Origin of the sequence: Streptomyces sp. NPDC048565, from assembly GCF_040650935.1 — a bacterium.
Taxonomy (GTDB): Bacteria; Actinomycetota; Actinomycetes; order Streptomycetales; family Streptomycetaceae; genus Streptomyces.
This window is the reverse complement of record NZ_JBEZIH010000005.1, coordinates 205,273-223,602: the sequence shown is the minus strand read 5'-3', so window position 1 is coordinate 223,602 and position 18,330 is coordinate 205,273. Positions and strand designations below refer to the sequence as shown.

Genomic DNA, 18,330 nt, shown 5'->3' with positions numbered 1-18,330 from the left:
GAAGACCATGCAGAAGATCAAGCCCTGTCTGTGGTTCGACAACCAGGCGAAGGACGCCGCGGAGTTCTACGTCTCGGTCTTCGGCGGGGACTCCCGCATCACCGACGTCAGCTACAACTCCGACGCGGCGCCGGGCGACACCGGCAAGGTCCTCACGGTGGACTTCGTGCTCGCCGGCCAGGAGTACCTCGGTCTCAACGGCGGCCCGCACTTCCGGTTCAGCGAGGCCATCTCGCTCAGCGTGGACTGTGCGGACCAGGAGGAGGTCGACACCCTGTGGGCGAAGCTCACCGAGGGCGGCGAGGAGAGTGACTGCGGGTGGCTGAAGGACAAGTACGGCCTGTCCTGGCAGATCGTCCCGCGTGCGCTGCCCGAGTTGCTCGGCGACCCCGACCGTGCGAGGGCCGACCGCGTGATGAAGGCGATGCTGGGCATGCGGAAGCTCGACGTCCAGGCCCTGCGGGACGCCTGAGGCCCGGCGGCGCACACCGTGCGCCCGCCGGGGATCGGGCGCACCCTGGAAGCAGGTATCCAGGGAGGTGACCGACATGATGGAGACCATGGTCGGCTGGCACATAGAGCTGGAATTCGAGGAGGACACCCACAGGACCCGCGCGGCCGCGATGGTGCGGCTGAGTGACGGGACCGAGGTGCGGGCCCACGGATACGCCAGCCGTCACCCCGTCGACGCCGAACAGCCGAGGGTCGGCGAGGAGATCGCCGGCGCCCGCGCGCTGAACGAGCTGGCGATGAAGCTGCTCACCAAGGCGCACGACGAGATCGACGAGGCATCGGGCCGGGCGTCGTACCCGCTGGCCTGAGGATCCGGCCGGCCTGGGGATGTGGCTGGCCTGAGGATCCGGTCGGCCTGGGGATCCGGTCGGCCGGCCTGATGACCCCGGCGCACTCGGTAAAGTCTGGGCCATGCCTCGCAGTTCACCGCTTCCGCCGCCACCCCCGCCCGTGGAGATACGTACGTGGCCCGACCGTGACGCGCTGCTGAGGGACCGGGCGCTGATCCTCGGTGAGCTGGTGAAGATGTTCATCGGACCCGGCAGGCTCGGGATCCTGTGGATGTGGGCGGGGACCGCGGCGCTGGGCTGGTCCCTGGCGGGATCGGCGTTCCTCATGTTCGAGGACGCCGACGACGCCCTCGGTGTCGTACCCGGGGTCATCTGCCTCGCCATCGGGGCCGCCGTGCTGGTCCCCTCGGGCGTCCTCATGGCCGTCGGAGTTGCCAGGGACCTGCGGGTCCACCGCCTCCTCGTGGAGTGGGGCGGGCTCGACCGTGACCCGCGGGGTGACATGGCCCTGCGCCGGCCCCGCGCGAGTCTCATGTGGCTGCTGATGTCGTTCGCGCTCTGCGCCGTCGGTCTGTTCGGCTGCGTCGCCGTCCCCGCGACCGCCAGGGCCGGTGAGGAGACGTACGGGCTGGTGGCCTGGCTGGTGGGGCTCGGGTTCATCGGCTGGCTGACCGGGCTGACCGGCATCGTCAAGGCGATCGCCCACCGCCGCTGGGTGCTGCGGGTGCTCGCCGGGGTGCCGGCGGACCCGCTGGTCACGGTGCGCGGCTGATCAGGCCTGCCGCACCGGCTGCCCGATCAGCATCGTCGGGGCCCCGGCCACCCGGGTCAGGAAGACGGTGGCGGCGTGCGGGCCCTGAAGCTTCATCTTGCGTCGCAGCTCCTCGGGTTCGACCGGTGAGCCGCGCTTCTTGACGGTCAGGACGCCCACCTGGCGCTCCCTCAGCAGAGCCTTCAGCTTCTTCATGTTGAAGGGCAGCTGATCGGTGATCTCGTAGGCGGCGGTGGCCTCGGAGGCGTACGGCCTGTCGCTCGTGACGTACGCGATCGTCTCGTCGATCAGCCTGCCCTCGCACCGCTCCACGATGTCGGCCACCAGGTGGGCGCGGATGACGGCGCCGTCCGGCTCGTACAGATACCGGCCGACCGGGCCGACCGGCGGTGCGGGGAGCGGGCCTTCGGAGACGAGTGTCGTGCGCGACGGGAGCAGCGTGGCCCGGAAGGCGCCGGGGGTGAAGCCGTCGCCGAACCAGAGCACGGCCTCCTTCACATCGCCGCCGTCCGAGATCCACTCGGCCTCGGCCCCAGGTTCGATGGCCTCGTGCGGGACGCCGGGCGCGATCTTCAGCGCGGCGCGCGGGGCCTTCAGTGCGGCCCCGGTCGCCCAGGAGAGCGGCGGCGAATAGGCCTCGGGGTCGAAGATCCGGCCCCGCCCGCCGCGCCTCGCCGGGTCGACGAAGACCGCGTCGTACGGGGAGGTGTCGACCTCGGCGACGTCGGCGCACCGGACCTCGACGAGGTCCTGGAGGCCGAGCGCCTCGGCGTTGGCGCGGGCGACCCGGGCGGTGAGCGGATCGCGGTCCACCGCCAGGACCGAGACGCCCGCACGGGCCAGGGCGATGGCGTCGCCGCCGATGCCGCAGCACAGGTCGGCCACGCTCCGTACGCCGAGCTCCGCGAACCGCTCCGCGCGGTAGCCGGCGACCGAGGTGCGGGTCGCCTGTTCCACGCCGTCGGGGGTGAAGAACATGCGGTACGCGTCCGCCGCCCCGAACTTCGCCACCGCCCGCTGCCGCAGCCGCGCCTGGCCGAGCGCCGCCGACACGAGGGCGGCGGGATGCGTGCGGCGCAGCCGGGTCGCGGTCGCCAGTTCCCGGGCGGGGTCGTGGTCGCGCAGCTCGTCCAGGAGGGCCGCGCCCTCGGGGGTGCGCAGGGCGGCGAAGGCCGCGAGCGGGTCGGCCGGGTCGGTCTGATCGGCAGGGGGAAGGGCGTTCACGGGGTCCATTGTGAGCCAGCCGGGGGACCTCGCGGGCCGCCCGGATGTGTCGCATGGGGCGGCCGGTGCCCCGGTGGCAGGATGCGGCGCCATGCAACTAGTACGACAAAAAGACAAATTCGTCATGAAACGCCACAGATCGACCTGCGCGGTCCTGGTGGCCCTGCTCCTCGGTGCCGCCGCGTCCGGGTGTGCCGACGCCACGGACGAAGGGGCGGCCGGGCGGCAGAATCCGGCCGCGGGGCCCGAAGCCACCGCCGGGCAGTCGGAGGTCGCGGTTCCGCCGCAGGCAGGGCCCGCCGGGGTCGAGGCCAAGGCGGCGCGGCTGAAGCGGGAGCAGGCCGCCCGGGTCGCCGTCGCGAAGAAGTGGGGCCTGGCCGAGCCTCCGCTCGTCGCGCCCGTGGCGCCCGCGGTGAAGCCGCACATCACCACCCGTAAGGGGTTCGAGGTCGAGGGCGGCGGGAAGGGGCTGCCGCCGGTCTTCACCAGCGTGCCGACCACGGAGCGGGTCGTCTTCCTGACCATGGACGACGGCTCCGAGAAGGACCCCGAGCTGCTCCGGATGATGTCGGAGCTGAAGATCCCGTACAGCGCCTTCCTCAGCGACTACGAGATCAACGACGACTACGGCTACTTCAAGGACATGCAGGCCAGGGGAGTCACGCTCAACAACCACACGCTCAACCACCGTTATCTCCCGGGGCTCTCCGATGACGAGCAGCGCGAGGAGATCTGCGGCTCGCAGGACAAGATCGAGAAGAACCTGGGGAAGCGCCCCGTCCTCTTCCGCCCGCCCTACGGCAACTACAACGGCGACACCCTGCGCATCGCCAAGTCCTGCGGCATCAAGGCCGTGCCCCTGTGGAGCGCCGAAGCGTTCCCCGACCACATGGACTGGCGCGAGGAGGACCAGGACCTGCACCCCGGCGACATCATCCTCACCCACTTCCGGGGCCGCGAGGACTGGGACGCCTCCATGGCGGACATGATCCGCAACGTCATGAAGACGGTCACGGACAAGGGGTACGCCGTGGCCAGGCTGGAGGACTATGTCTGATGGGCGCCGGGCGCCGGGCGCCGGGCGCCGGATGCCGGATGACGGACGACGGACGACGGAACGCTGTGGAGATCTCCCGCGTTGTCCGGGCGTACGCCGGTGACGCGGCGCCACGCGAGGGTGGTCAATTGGCACTCCGCTTGACCGAGTGCTAATCGCGGTCATAGTCTCAGTGCTGGCACTCCCCGATGGAGAGTGCCAGCACAACCGCGCGACAGGGCAGGTCCGGCACCCGCGACGACGGATCGACCTTGAAGCCACCCCACAGACTGTTAAACCCCGTGAGATCTCCGAAGGGGGAGACCGGATCGTGTCGACCACCAGCTCCAAGGTTGCGATCAAGCCGCTTGAGGACCGCATTGTGGTCCAGCCGCTCGACGCCGAGCAGACCACGGCTTCCGGCCTGGTCATTCCCGACACCGCCAAGGAGAAGCCCCAGGAGGGCGTCGTCCTGGCCGTGGGCCCGGGCCGCTTCGAGAACGGCGAGCGCCTGCCGCTCGACGTCAAGACCGGCGACGTCGTCCTGTACAGCAAGTACGGCGGCACCGAGGTGAAGTACAACGGCGAGGAGTACCTCGTCCTCTCGGCGCGCGACGTTCTCGCGATCGTCGAGAAGTAATTCACTTAACGTTTGCTTCTGTTCTGCGCCCCTGGCCCCCTGCGAAATAACTAGCCGGGCGGCGAGGGGCGCAGTTCGTTTGAGAGGACAGCTCAGCCCATGGCGAAGATCCTGAAGTTCGACGAGGACGCCCGTCGCGCCCTTGAGCGCGGCGTCAACAAGCTTGCCGACACGGTGAAGGTGACGATCGGCCCCAAGGGCCGCAACGTCGTCATCGACAAGAAGTTCGGCGCCCCCACCATCACCAACGACGGTGTCACCATCGCGCGCGAGGTCGAGCTCGACGACCCGTACGAGAACCTCGGCGCCCAGCTGGTGAAGGAGGTGGCGACCAAGACCAACGACGTGGCCGGTGACGGCACCACCACCGCCACCGTCCTGGCCCAGGCGCTCGTCCGCGAGGGCCTGCGCAACGTAGCCGCGGGTGCGTCCCCGGCCGCCCTGAAGAAGGGCATCGACGCCGCCGTCAAGGCCGTGTCCGAGGACCTCCTCGCGACCGCGCGCCCGATCGACGACAAGGCCGACATCGCCGCCGTGGCCGCGCTCTCCGCGCAGGACCCGCAGGTCGGCGAGCTCATCGCGGACGCGATGGACAAGGTCGGCAAGGACGGTGTCATCACCGTCGAGGAGTCCAACACCTTCGGTCTCGACCTCGAGTTCACCGAGGGCATGGCCTTCGACAAGGGGTACCTCTCCCCGTACATGGTGACCGACCAGGAGCGTATGGAGGCCGTCCTCGACGACCCGTACATCCTGATCCACCAGGGCAAGATCGGCTCCATCCAGGAGCTGCTCCCGCTGCTGGAGAAGGTCATCCAGGCCGGTGCCTCCAAGCCGCTGCTGATCATCGCCGAGGACGTCGAGGGCGAGGCGCTCTCCACCCTCGTCGTCAACAAGATCCGTGGCACCTTCAACGCCGTCGCGGTGAAGGCCCCGGGCTTCGGCGACCGCCGCAAGGCCATGCTCGGTGACATCGCCACCCTCACCGGTGCGACCGTCATCGCCGAGGAGGTCGGCCTCAAGCTCGACCAGGCCGGTCTGGACGTGCTGGGCACCGCCCGCCGCGTCACTGTCTCGAAGGACGACACGACCATCGTCGACGGCGGCGGCGACTCCGCCGACGTCAAGGGCCGCGTCAACCAGATCAAGGCCGAGATCGAGTCCACGGACTCCGACTGGGACCGCGAGAAGCTCCAGGAGCGCCTCGCGAAGCTGGCCGGCGGCGTGTGCGTGATCCGTGTCGGTGCCGCCACCGAGGTGGAGCTCAAGGAGAAGAAGCACCGTCTGGAGGACGCCATCTCCGCGACCCGCGCCGCGGTCGAGGAGGGCATCGTCTCCGGTGGTGGCTCCGCTCTGGTCCACGCCGTCAAGGTCCTGGAGGGCAACCTCGGCAAGGCCGGCGACGAGGCCACGGGTGTCGCGGTCGTGCGCCGCGCCGCCGTCGAGCCGCTCCGCTGGATCGCGGAGAACGCGGGCCTCGAGGGCTACGTCATCACCTCGAAGGTCTCCGAGCTCGACAAGGGTCAGGGCTTCAACGCCGCGACCGGCGAGTACGGCGACCTGGTGAAGGCCGGCGTCATCGACCCGGTCAAGGTCACCCGCTCCGCCCTGGAGAACGCCGCGTCCATCGCGTCGCTGCTGCTCACGACCGAGACCCTGGTCGTCGAGAAGCCGGCCGAGGAAGAGGACGAGGCCGGTCACGGCCACGGCCACAGCCACTAGTACGGCTCCGTACGACACCGAGGCCCGGTACCCCCGTCGCGGGGGCACCGGGCCTCGGTGCTGTCCTGGAACCTTCCGCCTACTGCGGTCCGTACGTCCGGCCCGCGCGGGAGGTGACTCCGCCCAGGACGCTGCGGGGCGTCAGCTTCACCAGGCTCATCAGCGCCTTGTAGCGCGGGTCGGGGATGGACACCGACCTGCCGCGGGCCAGGTCCGCCAGGGCCGCGGTCACCAGCTTGTCCGCGTCGAGCCACATCCAGTCCGGGATGCTGCCCGTCCCCATCCCGGCCCGCTCATGGAACTCGGTCCGCACGAAGCCCGGGCACAGCGCCATCAGCCGCACCCCCGAACCCGCGAGATCCTTCGCCGCGCCCTGGGTGAACTGGACGACCCAGGCCTTCGACGCCCCGTACGTCCCCCGCGGCAGGAAGGCGGCGACCGAGGCCACATTGACCACCCCGCCGCGCCCGCGCTCCCGCATCGAGCCTGCGGCGGCCGAGGTCAGCCGCAGCACCGCCTCGCAGTGGACCTTCAGCATCGTCAGCTCATCGGCCACCGGGACGTCCAGATAGCGCCCCTTGTTGCCGAAGCCCGCGTTGTTGACCAGCAGATCCACGGGGCTCACCCGGTCCGTCAGCCGTGCCGCGACCGCCTCGATCCCGGCATCCGTGGACAGGTCGGCCGTCAGCACCTCGGCCTCGATGCCGTGGCCGTCGTGCAGCTCGGTCGCCTGCGCGCGCAGCCGCTCCGTGTCACGGGCCACCAGCACCAGATTGTGCCCGTCAGCCGCGAGCCGCCGTGCGAAGGCGGCCCCGATCCCCGCCGTCGCGCCCGTAATCAGTGCAGTCGTCATAGCGGCACGTTAGCTTCCGGGTGCGGGGGTGCCCGACCCGCGTCCGCTCCCTGGAAGGCTCAGGAGGCGGCGGCCTGCTTCGCCAGGTACGCCTGCGCCGCGAGCAGGGTCTCCGAGTGCAGCGCGTCACCGGCTTCGAGCATGCGCGGCAGCAGCTCCCGCTCGGTGGTCGTCGCCCGGAACTCCAGGGCGGCGGTGATCCCGTGGGCGGGGACGTGCACCACCTCGATCGCGTCACCGGAACGGATCGTCCCCGGCACGATCACCCGGAGGTACGCGCCGGTGGCACCCTCACGCGTGAACCGCTTCACCCAGCCCCGCTCGCCCATGTGGCCCGCGAACGTGCGGCACGGGATGCGGCCCGACGTCACCTCGAGGACCAGCTCGTCGCCGATCCGCCAGCGCTCACCGATCCGCGCGTGGCTCACGTCGATGCCGGAGGTCGTCAGATTCTCACCGAAGGAGCCGTTGGGCAGGGGGCGGCCCAGTTGTTCCTCCCAGACGTCGAGCTCCTCGCGTGCGTACGCGTACACGGCCTGGTCCGATCCGCCGTGGTGCCGGAGATCGCACACCGAATCGCCCGTCAGACCGCTGCCGCCGCTGCCCTTGGGGCCGGGGTCGTCGACCCGCACGGGCCCTTCGGAAGGGTGCTTGCCGATACCGGTGAGTCCCGAGGCGCCGTCGGTGTGGGCAGAGGGCGTGGGGCGGCCGAGATTCACGGTGAGGACCTTCATAACCGCACAGGCTAATCGGAGACCACCCAAAGCCGCTCACGATTAATGGGGCAATGCTGCAAGAGTCGCTTATGGTTGAAGGGTGATTGAAGCTCGTCATCTCCGTGTCCTGCGCGCCGTGTCCACCACCGGTTCGTTCTCCGCCGCCGCGCGGGAGCTGGGCTGCACCCAGCCCGCCGTCAGCCAGCAGATGAAGGCCCTGGAGGGCTCTGCCGGCACCCCGCTGCTGATCCGTACGGGGCGCGAGATGCGCCTCACCCAGGCGGGTGAGGCGCTGGTGCGGCACGCGTCCGGCATCCTCGCGGGGCTGACCGCCGCCGAGGAGGAGATCGCCGCCATCGCCGGACTGCGGGCGGGCCGGGTCAGGCTCGTGTCGTTCCCGAGCGGGAGCTCCACCCTGGTCCCCGGCGCACTCGCCGCGCTGCGCGCCGCGCACCCCGGCACCCAGGTGTCGCTCGTCGAGGCGGAACCGCCGCGCTCCGTGGAGATGCTGCGCGACGGTGACTGCGACATCGCGCTGGCCTTCCGCTACGGGACGACCGGCGGCGAATGGGACGACCTGGTGGTGCGCCCGCTGCTCAGGGACCGGCTGATCGGCCTGGTCCCCGAGGGGCACCGGCTGGCCGGAGCCGACGCGGTGGGCATCGGGGAGCTGGCCGACGAGCCGTGGATCGCCGGCTGCCCGCGCTGCAGGCGGCAGCTGGTGGAGGTCTGTGAGGACTCCGGCTTCACGCCTCGGATCGACTTCGCCACGGACGACTACCCGGCGGTGATCGGCCTGGTCGGAGCGGGTCTCGGGGTCGCCGTCCTGCCCCAGCTCGCCCTCGACTCCGTACGGCCCAAGGGCGCGCGTGCCGTGTCGGTGGAGCCGGCCGTGGAGCGGGAGATCGTCGCCCTCACCCTGCCCGACCTGGCCCGGGTGCCGGCTGTCGCGGCGACCCTGGACGAGCTGTCCCGGGCTGCCGCACGCTGACCCGCCCGGCCTGCCGCAGCCGTGGGTGCGGGTCCCGCGGCGGGCACGCCAGGTGAGAGGAAACGTTTCTGCATTCGGCGGGTCGTGCCGGGTGTCAGGTGTTGCCGGCCTCCGGGGGCGGTCCCGAACGGGCTTCTGAATGGGCTCCTGAATGGGCGGAGATCAGCCGGTTGCGGGCGCGTCCCATGAGCTCCTCGCGCTCGTCCTCGGTCAGGCCGCCCCATACGCCGTAGGGCTCCCGTACGGCGAGCGCGTGCGCGGCGCACTCGGCGCGTACGGGGCAGCGCATGCAGACCTCCTTCGCCGAGGCCTCACGGGCGCTACGGGCTGCTCCGCGTTCCCCTTCGGGGTGGAAGAAAAGCGAACTGTCGACCCCGCGGCAGGCGGCCAGCAGCTGCCAGTCCCACAGGTCCGCGTTGGGTCCGGGAAGGCGGGAGAAATCTGCCATTGCGTGTCCCCTCGAAACCTTGCTGGTTCGGAAACGGCTTCCTCGACCGTTGTGGCTCGTCGGTGACCGGAGTCTTGGTGGCCGGAGTCCCGACGGTACATCCACGGTGTTAGTAGATGTAAATATGACTGATTGGAAATCTAGCCACAGACTCCAGCAAAAGGGAAGAAAACCCGCTAAATGGGGCAGAGTGCCGAGTGAGGAATTCGGTTGACGGGTGAATGACCCCGTGTCGTTCTCCTCCGTGTGCGCCCCCTCACTTAGAGTGCCGAACCGGATGCTTTGGCCCGTAACTCTTTCGAGTGACCGTCGTTGATGGGGGAGAGGCGGTTGACGGAGAACGAGCTCGGGCAGATGTCCGAGGGGGTCAACCGCACAGGTGACGACTTGTATCAGCCTGGAGGCTCAAGGTGACGCGCATCAGCTGCGGAGGACGGTCATGACATCCGTCCTCGTCTGCGACGACTCCCCGCTTGCCCGAGAAGCGCTGCGCCGGGCGGTTGCGACCGTTCCCGGCGTCGAGCGTGTGACGACGGCGGCCAACGGCGAGGAAGTCCTCCGCCGCTGGGGGGCCGACCGTTCGGATTTGATTCTGATGGACGTACGCATGCCCGGTCTGGGGGGTGTGGAGACGGTCCGGCGGCTGCTCTCCGCGGATCCCGGGGCCAGGATCATCATGCTGACCGTCGCCGAGGATCTGGACGGCGTCGCGCTCGCGGTCGCCGCGGGTGCCCGCGGCTATCTGCACAAGGACGCCTCGCGCGCCGAGCTGCGCGCGACGGTGACCCAGGCGCTCGCCGATCCGACGTGGCGGCTCGCCCCGCGCCGGCTGCGATCCGCCGAGATGGGGGCGGCGCCGACCCTCACCGCGCGGGAGATCCAGGTGCTCGAAGGCATGAGCCACGGCCGCTCCAACGCGGAGATCGGCCGCGAGCTGTTCCTCTCCGAGGACACGGTGAAGACGCACGCGCGACGCCTGTTCAAGAAGCTCGGAGCATCGGACCGTGCGCACGCCGTGGCGCTCGGGTTCCGCTGGGGTCTGGTCCGCTGATGCCGCGGCGCGGCCGATAGCCGTGCGATCCCGTCCGCACGCCGGCGGACGGGGCGACGGTGGCGGCGGACCCGCGGCCGGGCCGTCCCCACCAGCGCTGTGTGACGCTTCCCGGCCGATGCCGCATCCTTGGGGGTGTGGAGTTCCTCAGGGGACATTCGGTCGAGCGGAAGGGGAGGGCGCAGGACATGACATCCGGCGCACCCGCTCAGAACGCTGGAGCACTGGCTCACAACACCGACGACGTACAGACCGACGCACCCGCGGGGGCGCACGCGGAAGCGCGCGACGCGCGATCCGGGGCACCCGCTGATAACGCTTCGGTGCACAACTCGGGACGCGATGACTCGGACAGGACGGCGCCGAGGCACCATGGTCCGATGCGCGAGGACGGGACGACGGTGATCGGTGCTCTGGTGCACCGTGCCGTCGACGGTGACGCGCGGGCCACCCATGATCTGCTGGCCCATGTCCACCCGCTCGCCCTGCGCTACTGCAGGTCCCGGCTGAACCGGCTGCCCGGTGATGCCCGTCACTTCGTTGAGGATCTCGCGCAGGAGGTCTGCGTGGCGGTGCTGATGGCGCTGCCGCGCTACAAGGACACCGGAAGACCCTTCGAGGCCTTCGTCTTCGCCATCGCGGGCCACAAGGTCGCCGACCTCCAGCGCGCCGCGATGCGCTACCCCGGATCGACGGCCGTGCCCTCCGACGAGATGCCGGAGCGCCCCGACGACTCGCTCGGTCCCGAGGAGCGCGCGCTGCTCAGCAGCGACGCGGCCTGGGCGAAGAAGCTTCTCGCCAATCTGCCGGAGAATCAGCGCGAGCTGCTGGTCCTCCGGGTAGCGGTCGGGCTGACCGCCGAGGAGACCGGGCAGATGCTCGGGATGTCCCCCGGCGCGGTCCGCGTCGCGCAGCACCGCGCGCTGAGCAGGCTGCGGGCGCTCGCAGGTCAGTAGCGCGGGCGGGTTCCAGCGGTTCCCGCGTGTGGAGGATGCCACAGAACCGCTGGGTGATCTTGCCCGTGGAATGAGACACCCCGCGGGGCCGTTAGCATGGACATCCGCACCGATCAAGGCCATTTGGGGAAGGTGTCATGACTGCAAACGTCGACGGAGTGCCCGAGAAATTCGCGACGCTCGGGCTGACATACGACGACGTACTGCTGCTGCCGGGCGCATCTGACGTGCTGCCCAACGCGGTCGACACCTCGTCGCTCATCTCCCGGAACGTACGCGTGAACATTCCGCTGCTCTCCGCCGCGATGGACAAGGTGACCGAGGCCCGCATGGCCATCGCCATGGCCCGGCAGGGCGGCGTCGGCGTGCTGCACCGCAATCTCTCGGTCGAGGACCAGGTCAACCAGGTCGACCTGGTGAAGCGGTCCGAGTCGGGCATGGTCACCGACCCGATCACCGTGGGCCCGGACGCGACGCTCGGCGAGGCCGACGCGCTGTGTGCCAAGTTCCGCATCAGCGGTGTCCCGGTCACCGACCCCGCGGGCAAGCTGCTCGGCATCGTCACCAACCGCGACATGGCCTTCGAGTCGGACCGCTCGCGCCAGGTGCGTGAGGTCATGACCCCGATGCCGCTGGTCACCGGCAGGGTCGGCATCTCCGGCGTGGACGCCATGGCGCTGCTGCACCGCCACAAGATCGAGAAGCTTCCGCTGGTCGACGAGGCGGGCATCCTCAAGGGCCTGATCACGGTCAAGGACTTCAAGAAGGCCGAGCAGTACCCGAACGCGGCCAAGGACGCCGAGGGCCGGCTGCTCGTCGGCGCGGCCGTCGGTGCCAGCCCGGAGGCGCTGGACCGCGCACAGGCGCTGGCCGGGGCTGGTGCGGACTTCCTGATCGTCGACACCTCGCACGGCCACAACAGCAACGCCCTCAACTGGATGGCGAAGATCAAGTCGGCCGTGGACGTGGACGTGATCGGCGGCAACGTCGCGACGCGTGACGGTGCCCAGGCCCTGATCGACGCCGGCGTGGACGGCGTCAAGGTGGGTGTCGGGCCCGGTTCGATCTGTACGACCCGTGTGGTCGCCGGCATCGGCGTCCCGCAGGTCACCGCGATCTACGAGGCCGCGCTGGCCGCCCGTGCCGCGGGTGTCCCGGTCATCGGCGACGGTGGCCTGCAGTATTCGGGCGACATCGGCAAGGCCCTGGTGGCCGGCGCGGACACGGTGATGCTCGGTTCGCTGCTCGCCGGCTGCGAGGAGTCCCCCGGTGAGCTGATGTTCATCAACGGCAAGCAGTTCAAGTCGTACCGCGGCATGGGTTCGCTGGGCGCGATGCAGTCCCGTGGGCAGGGCCGCTCGTACTCGAAGGACCGCTACTTCCAGGCGGAGGTGTCCTCCGACGACAAGCTCGTCCCCGAGGGCATCGAGGGCCAGGTTCCCTATCGTGGCCCGCTGGCCAACGTGCTGCATCAGCTCGTCGGCGGCCTCCGCCAGACCATGGGCTACGTAGGCGCCGCCGGCGTCGACGAGATGGAGAGCAAGGGCCGCTTCGTCCGGATCACTTCGGCGGGTCTCAAGGAGAGCCACCCGCACGACATCCAGATGACGGTCGAGGCACCGAACTACAGCAGGAAGTAAGGCATCAGCCCAGGTGAGGGGCGGACCGGGTTTCCCGGACCGCCCTTGGCCCGCCCGTCGCACGGGGGGTGGCGTCGCGGGGCCGGGCACGCGCATCTGCGGCGTTGTCGTCAATCAACAACGCTCCGCTTTGCCTCAATCCTCCGCCTTGCGGCTGTACGCACCCAGCCCCGCTCCTTGACCCACCCCCCATGCGACGGGCGGGCTCACCCGTGTGTCGGGGATACTGGTCAGCGCAGACGTAGAGGGAAAGGCCACACATCGTGACTGAGATCGAGATCGGGCGCGGCAAGCGCGGCCGCCGGGCTTACGCATTCGACGACATCGCTGTCGTACCGAGCCGCCGGACCCGCGACCCGAAGGAGGTCTCGATCGCCTGGCAGATCGACGCCTACCGCTTCGAGCTGCCCTTCCTGGCCGCGCCCATGGACTCCGTCGTCTCCCCGCAGCACGCCATCCGCATCGGCGAGCTCGGCGGCCTCGGCGTGCTCAACCTGGAAGGCCTGTGGACCCGGCACGCCGATCCGCAGGCGCTCCTCGACGAGATCGCCGAGATGCCCGTCGAGACCGCCACCCCGCGGCTCCAGGAGATCTACTCCGCCCCCATCCAGGAGGAGCTGATCGGGCAGCGCATCAAGGAGGTCCGTGACTCCGGTGTCGTCACGGCCGCCGCGCTCTCGCCGCAGCGCACCGCGCAGTTCTCCAAGGCCGTCGTCGACGCGGGCGTGGACATCTTCGTCATCCGCGGTACGACGGTCTCGGCCGAGCATGTCTCCGGTGCGGCCGAGCCGCTCAACCTGAAGCAGTTCATCTACGAGCTGGACGTCCCGGTCATCGTCGGCGGCTGCGCCACCTACACCGCCGCCCTGCACCTGATGCGTACCGGCGCGGCCGGTGTCCTCGTCGGCTTCGGCGGCGGCGCGGCGCACACCACGCGCAACGTCTTCGGCATCCAGGTCCCGATGGCGACCGCGGTCGCCGATGTGGCCGGCGCCCGCCGTGACTACATGGACGAGTCCGGCGGCCGGTACGTGCACGTCATCGCGGACGGCGGCGTCGGCTGGTCCGGCGACATCCCGAAGGCCGTCGCCTGCGGCGCGGACGCCGTGATGATGGGCTCCCCGCTGGCCCGCGCCACGGACGCCCCCGGCCGTGGCCGTCACTGGGGCATGGAGGCCGTCCACGAGGACGTGCCGCGCGGCAAGCTGGTCGACCTGGGCTCGGTCGGTACGACCGAGGAGGTCCTCACCGGCCCGTCGCACAACCCCGACGGCTCGATGAACATCTTCGGCGCGCTGCGCCGGGCGATGGCCACCACGGGCTACAGCGACCTCAAGGAGTTCCAGCGCGTCGAGGTGACGGTCGCGGACTCGCAGCACCGCCGCTGACCTGACGCGTAGCACGCACGACGGCCCGGACCATTCACTTGGTCCGGGCCGTCGTGCCTGCTGTGCGTCAGCCGGCGCGCTTGGCGCCACCGAAGGCGGCCACCGGGCCCAGGAGCAGGAAGAGGTACGTCATGAAGTCGGCCTCCTCCTTCCAGATGTCGAAGACGTCACCGAAGCGGTCGAAGAACACCTCGGAGAAGCCGACGCCGTTGAAGTCCGCGAGGATCATCGACATGCCGATGAGCTGGCCGAGGAAGACGGCGGCCAGGGAGAAGACGGCACTGGCGCCGAGGACGGCGGGGTTGACGCCGCCGACCTTGCTCGCGGCGAAGCCGACCAGGAAGCCGACGGCGACGGCCGCGTAGCCGACCTCACGCTCGATGGAGCCGGCGAGGACGCCGTAGAGGATGGCGGCCACGATCGCCACGCCCAGGGCGACGAGCACCCCGAGGCCGGCCTTGTTGCCGGCGGCCGGCGGGGCGGGCGGGAACTGGCCGCCGCCGAACTGGCCGGGCTGCTGGCCCTGCTGGCCGAACGGGTTACCGGCCGGCGCAGCGGCCTGGTGCGGCGGGTACGGGCTCCCGGCCGGCGGCCCTGCCTGCTGGCCCGGGTACGGGGTGTTCGGCTGCTGGGCCCCGTACGGGTTTCCGTCGGTCGGCTGCCCGCCGCCGTAGGGCGGCTGAGGCGGGTTCGGCGGCTGCACGGGCTGGCTCATGGTAGATCTTCCCCCTGGGACGGTTACACGCACTACAGTGCGAGAAGTGACGCCGCAGGCTAGCAGTCCGTACTGACACAGGACACCGTGAATCCCTTGCGGGACTTGGGCATGGGGCGGGTCTAGGGCGCGTTTCGAAACGCGCCCTAGAGGCGGTGCGCGGCGCCCGCCGGCGTCGCCCCCCGGGTGTCCAGGAGGAGTTGGGCCTTCACGGCGAGGCCCTGGAGGTCGTACGTGCGGTGGTGCTGGAGCAGCACCGTCAGATCGGCCCCGGCGGCGGCCTCGTAGAGCGAGTCGGCGCGCGGGACGGGCACGTCGCGCACCCGCCAGTCGAGGACATGCGGGTCGTGGTAGCCGATCTGGGCGCCCATGTCCATCAGTCGGGTCGCGATCTCGCGGGCGGGTGACGCCTCCTGGTCGGCGAGGTCCGGCTTGTAGGTGACGCCGAGCAGCAGGACGCGGGCCCCGCGCACGGACTTGCCGTGCTCGTTCAGCAGGGTCGCGCAGCGCTGGATCACATAGCTCGGCATCCGGTCGTTGATCTCCTTGGCCAGCGAGACCATGCGCAACGGGTGGCCGGGCGTACGGCTGTTGTACGGGAAGTAGCCGGGGTCCACCGGGGCGCCGTGGCCGCCGACACCGGGGCCCGGGCGGAACGGCTCGAAGCCGAACGGCTTGGTCTCGGCGCACCTGATGACGTCCCAGAGGTCGACACCGAGGTCGTGGCAGAGCACCGCCATCTCGTTGACCAGCGCGATGTTGACGTGCCGGAAGTTGGTTTCGAGGACCTTCGTCATCTCCGCCTCGCGCGGTCCGCGCGCCCGGACGACCTTGTCGGTGAGCCGGCCGTAGAAGGCGGCGGCCGATTCGGTGCACGCGGGGGTGAGGCCGCCGATGACCTTCGGGGTGTTGCCGTAGACATGGGTGCGGTTGCCGGGGTCGAGGCGGCCGGGGGAGTGAGCGAGGTGGAAGTCCCGTCCGGCGCGCAGCCCTGAGCCCTCCTCCAGCAGATGGCGTACGACGTTCTCGGTGGTGCCGGGCGGCACGGCCGATTCCACCAGGACGGTGGTGTGCGGCCGGAGCCGGGCGGCGAGTGCCCGGGTCGCGTCGGTGACCGCGCGGAGGTCGAGGGTGCGGTCCGGCCCGAGGGGGGTGGGAGCGCAGATCGCGGCGGTGCGCACCCGGCCGAGTTCGGCCGGGTCGGCGGTGGGCCGGAAGCCGCCCGAGACCATCCGGCGGATGTCGGAGGCGCTGAGGGATCCCTCGACCGGGCTACGGCCCGCGGAGAGTTCCCCGAAGGGGCGTGGGTCGGTGTCGTAGCCGACGGTGTGGATTCCCATGCCGACGGCTGCCTGGGCGAGGGGCAGGCCGAGGTGACCGAGTCCGATGACGGCGAGGTCTGCGGGCATGTGGGTCGTCCTTTCCGTAAGGCCAAGAGACAGAAAGCGCAACTGCTGGAGACAGCGCAATGTCAGACTAGGCGTAAATATGACCTATATGTCGCATTCCGTGACTCATGTGGGGCTGGTGTTGTCCACAGGCGGTGGCTGAAGTCGCGGACCGCGGACAGAATCGAGGGGTGGGCACGAGCGCCCGGCCCCCCGGCCGGTCTCCGCTCCCGTGCCGTACCCCCGATGCACCGGGATTACCGGGAGGCAGCAGTGAGGACAGCGACACTGGGACCCGCGGAGCGCACCGAAGCGCTGACCGCGATGGCCGAGCGCGAACTGGACGTGCTGGTCGTGGGAGCAGGCGTGGTCGGCGCCGGGACCGTGCTGGACGCGGCGACCAGAGGCCTTTCGACCGGCCTGGTCGAGGCGCGCGACTGGGCGGCGGGCACATCGAGCAGGTCGAGCAAGCTGATCCACGGCGGGCTGCGCTATCTGGAGATGCTGGACTTCGCGCTCGTACGGGAGGCGCTGAAGGAGCGCGGGCTCCTGCTGGGACGGCTGGCACCCCATCTGGTGAAACCCGTGCCCTTCCTCTACCCCTTGCAGCACAAGGGGTGGGAGCGGCTGTACGCGGGCTCGGGCGTCGCGCTCTACGACGCGATGTCGGTGTCATCGGGCCACGGCCGCGGCCTGCCCGTGCACCGCCACCTCACCCGGCGCCACGCCCTGCGGATCGCCCCCGCCCTCAAGAAGGACGCGCTGGTCGGAGCCCTGCAGTACTACGACGCCCAGATGGACGACGCACGCTATGTGGCGACCCTGGTGCGCACGGCCGCGGGATACGGCGCGCATGTGGCGAACCGTGCGCGGGTGACCGGCTTCCTCCGTGAGGGTGAGCGGGTCGTCGGCGCGCGGGTGCAGGACATCGAGGGCGGCGACGAGTACGAGATCAGGGCCAAGCAGGTGGTCAACGCCACCGGGGTGTGGACGGACGACACCCAGGCGCTGATCGGCGAGCGCGGACAGTTCCACGTCAGGGCGTCGAAGGGCATCCACCTCGTGGTGCCCAAGGACCGCATCCACTCCTCGACCGGACTCATCCTGCGGACCGAGAAGTCGGTGCTCTTCGTGATCCCCTGGGGCAGGCACTGGATCATCGGTACGACCGACACCGACTGGGACCTGGACAAGGCTCACCCGGCCGCGTCCAGCGCCGACATCGACTATCTGCTCGAACACGTGAACTCGGTGCTGAACACCCCGCTGGGCAGGGACGACGTCGAGGGTGTCTACGCAGGGCTCCGCCCCCTGCTGGCAGGCGAGTCGGACGCCACGAGCAAGCTCTCCCGCGAGCACACCGTGGCCCACCCGGCGCCCGGCCTCGTCGTCGTCGCCGGCGGCAAGTACACGACGTACCGGGTGATGGCGAAGGACGCCGTCGACGAGGCGGTGCACGGCCTCGACCAGCGGGTGGCGGACTGTGTCACCGAGGACATCCCGCTGCTCGGCGCCGAGGGCTACCACGCCCTGTGGAACGCCCGCGCGAGGATCGCCGCCCGCACCGGGCTGCACGTCGTCCGGGTGGAACACCTGCTCAACAGGTACGGCTCGATGACGGAGGAGCTCCTGGAGCTCGTGGCGGCCGACTCCTCGCTGGGCGAGCCGCTGGCCGGCGCCGAGGACTACCTGCGCGCCGAGGTCGTCTACGCGGCTTCGCACGAGGGCGCCGGGCACCTCGACGACGTCCTCACCCGGCGCACCCGGATCTCCATCGAGACCTTCGACCGGGGCACCCGCTGTGCCCGCGAGTGCGCGGACCTGATGGCGCCGGTGCTCGGCTGGGACGAGGGCAGGGTCGAGCGGGAGGTGGAGCACTACCGCAAGCGGGTGGAGGCGGAGCGGGAGTCCCAGCGGCAGCCTGACGACCTGACGGCGGACGCGGCACGGCTGGGGGCGCCGGACATCCTGCCGCGCTGAGGTCCTT

At 70.4% G+C, this 18,330-nt stretch carries 18 protein-coding genes; 12 read left to right on the top strand and 6 right to left on the bottom strand.

Annotated features, from left to right (window positions below):
- The first annotated feature begins 7 nt into the window (after positions 1-7).
- The 3 genes from AB0C75_RS08775 (at position 8) to AB0C75_RS08765 (ending at position 1,575) form a co-directional block, all read left to right on the top strand.
- Positions 8-472 (top strand): VOC family protein, encoded by a 465-nt coding sequence (locus tag AB0C75_RS08775; RefSeq protein ID WP_362888486.1) that lies wholly within the window; start codon positions 8-10, stop codon positions 470-472.
- 76 nt (positions 473-548) lie between these two features.
- Positions 549-821, top strand: coding sequence for a DUF1876 domain-containing protein (locus AB0C75_RS08770; protein WP_362888484.1), 273 nt, complete (start codon positions 549-551; stop codon positions 819-821).
- 103 nt (positions 822-924) lie between these two features.
- On the top strand, positions 925-1,575 hold the full coding sequence (locus tag AB0C75_RS08765; RefSeq protein ID WP_362888482.1) for a hypothetical protein: 651 nt from the start codon (positions 925-927) through the stop codon (positions 1,573-1,575).
- Here AB0C75_RS08765 and AB0C75_RS08760 read toward each other — a convergent pair whose 3' ends face one another.
- Positions 1,576-2,808: a methyltransferase domain-containing protein gene (locus tag AB0C75_RS08760; protein ID WP_362888480.1), complete on the bottom strand. Its 1,233-nt coding sequence runs from the start codon at positions 2,806-2,808 to the stop codon at positions 1,576-1,578.
- A 115-nt stretch (positions 2,809-2,923) separates the two neighbouring features.
- Between AB0C75_RS08760 and AB0C75_RS08755 the strand changes: the two genes are divergently transcribed.
- From AB0C75_RS08755 to groL, 3 genes are all read left to right on the top strand, one after another.
- Positions 2,924-3,856: a polysaccharide deacetylase family protein gene (locus AB0C75_RS08755; RefSeq protein ID WP_362888478.1), complete on the top strand. Its 933-nt coding sequence runs from the start codon at positions 2,924-2,926 to the stop codon at positions 3,854-3,856.
- A gap of 310 nt (positions 3,857-4,166) precedes the next feature.
- Complete coding sequence (gene groES, locus AB0C75_RS08750) at positions 4,167-4,475, top strand: co-chaperone GroES (RefSeq protein WP_003966899.1); 309 nt, start codon at positions 4,167-4,169, stop codon at positions 4,473-4,475.
- A 99-nt stretch (positions 4,476-4,574) separates the two neighbouring features.
- Positions 4,575-6,197 carry a chaperonin GroEL gene (groL, locus tag AB0C75_RS08745; RefSeq protein WP_362888476.1) on the top strand — a complete coding sequence of 541 codons (1,623 nt, stop codon included), beginning with the start codon at positions 4,575-4,577 and terminating at the stop codon, positions 6,195-6,197.
- Positions 6,198-6,276: 79 nt separating this feature from the next.
- On the opposite strand, the gene AB0C75_RS08740 is transcribed toward groL, so the two are convergent.
- Complete coding sequence (locus tag AB0C75_RS08740) at positions 6,277-7,050, bottom strand: SDR family oxidoreductase (RefSeq protein WP_362888474.1); 774 nt, start codon at positions 7,048-7,050, stop codon at positions 6,277-6,279.
- A 59-nt stretch (positions 7,051-7,109) separates the two neighbouring features.
- On the bottom strand, positions 7,110-7,784 hold the full coding sequence (locus AB0C75_RS08735; RefSeq protein ID WP_362888472.1) for an MOSC domain-containing protein: 675 nt from the start codon (positions 7,782-7,784) through the stop codon (positions 7,110-7,112).
- 82 nt (positions 7,785-7,866) lie between these two features.
- Between AB0C75_RS08735 and AB0C75_RS08730 the strand changes: the two genes are divergently transcribed.
- On the top strand, positions 7,867-8,757 hold the full coding sequence (locus AB0C75_RS08730; RefSeq protein WP_362888470.1) for a LysR family transcriptional regulator: 891 nt from the start codon (positions 7,867-7,869) through the stop codon (positions 8,755-8,757).
- 94 nt (positions 8,758-8,851) lie between these two features.
- Here the strand turns inward: AB0C75_RS08730 and AB0C75_RS08725 are convergent, their stop codons facing one another.
- On the bottom strand, positions 8,852-9,205 hold the full coding sequence (locus tag AB0C75_RS08725) for a WhiB family transcriptional regulator (RefSeq protein ID WP_362888468.1): 354 nt from the start codon (positions 9,203-9,205) through the stop codon (positions 8,852-8,854).
- 439 nt (positions 9,206-9,644) lie between these two features.
- Here AB0C75_RS08725 and AB0C75_RS08720 point away from each other — a divergent pair, with 439 nt between their 5' ends.
- From AB0C75_RS08720 to AB0C75_RS08705, 4 genes are all read left to right on the top strand, one after another.
- On the top strand, positions 9,645-10,256 hold the full coding sequence (locus tag AB0C75_RS08720) for a response regulator transcription factor (protein WP_003948568.1): 612 nt from the start codon (positions 9,645-9,647) through the stop codon (positions 10,254-10,256).
- A 380-nt stretch (positions 10,257-10,636) separates the two neighbouring features.
- On the top strand, positions 10,637-11,212 hold the full coding sequence (locus tag AB0C75_RS08715; protein WP_362888466.1) for a sigma-70 family RNA polymerase sigma factor: 576 nt from the start codon (positions 10,637-10,639) through the stop codon (positions 11,210-11,212).
- A gap of 137 nt (positions 11,213-11,349) precedes the next feature.
- Positions 11,350-12,852 (top strand): IMP dehydrogenase, encoded by a 1,503-nt coding sequence (guaB, locus tag AB0C75_RS08710; protein ID WP_362888464.1) that lies wholly within the window; start codon positions 11,350-11,352, stop codon positions 12,850-12,852.
- A 263-nt stretch (positions 12,853-13,115) separates the two neighbouring features.
- Positions 13,116-14,240 (top strand): GuaB3 family IMP dehydrogenase-related protein, encoded by a 1,125-nt coding sequence (locus AB0C75_RS08705; RefSeq protein ID WP_362888463.1) that lies wholly within the window; start codon positions 13,116-13,118, stop codon positions 14,238-14,240.
- 67 nt (positions 14,241-14,307) lie between these two features.
- On the opposite strand, the gene AB0C75_RS08700 is transcribed toward AB0C75_RS08705, so the two are convergent.
- Both AB0C75_RS08700 and AB0C75_RS08695 read right to left on the bottom strand, forming a co-directional pair.
- Entirely contained in the window at positions 14,308-14,955 is a 648-nt protein-coding gene (locus tag AB0C75_RS08700; protein ID WP_362888461.1) for a hypothetical protein, read from the bottom strand.
- A gap of 146 nt (positions 14,956-15,101) precedes the next feature.
- Entirely contained in the window at positions 15,102-16,364 is a 1,263-nt protein-coding gene (locus AB0C75_RS08695) for a nucleotide sugar dehydrogenase (protein WP_362888459.1), read from the bottom strand.
- A gap of 252 nt (positions 16,365-16,616) precedes the next feature.
- Here AB0C75_RS08695 and AB0C75_RS08690 point away from each other — a divergent pair, with 252 nt between their 5' ends.
- Positions 16,617-18,323, top strand: coding sequence for a glycerol-3-phosphate dehydrogenase/oxidase (locus AB0C75_RS08690; protein WP_362888457.1), 1,707 nt, complete (start codon positions 16,617-16,619; stop codon positions 18,321-18,323).
- Positions 18,324-18,330: the final 7 nt, after the last annotated feature.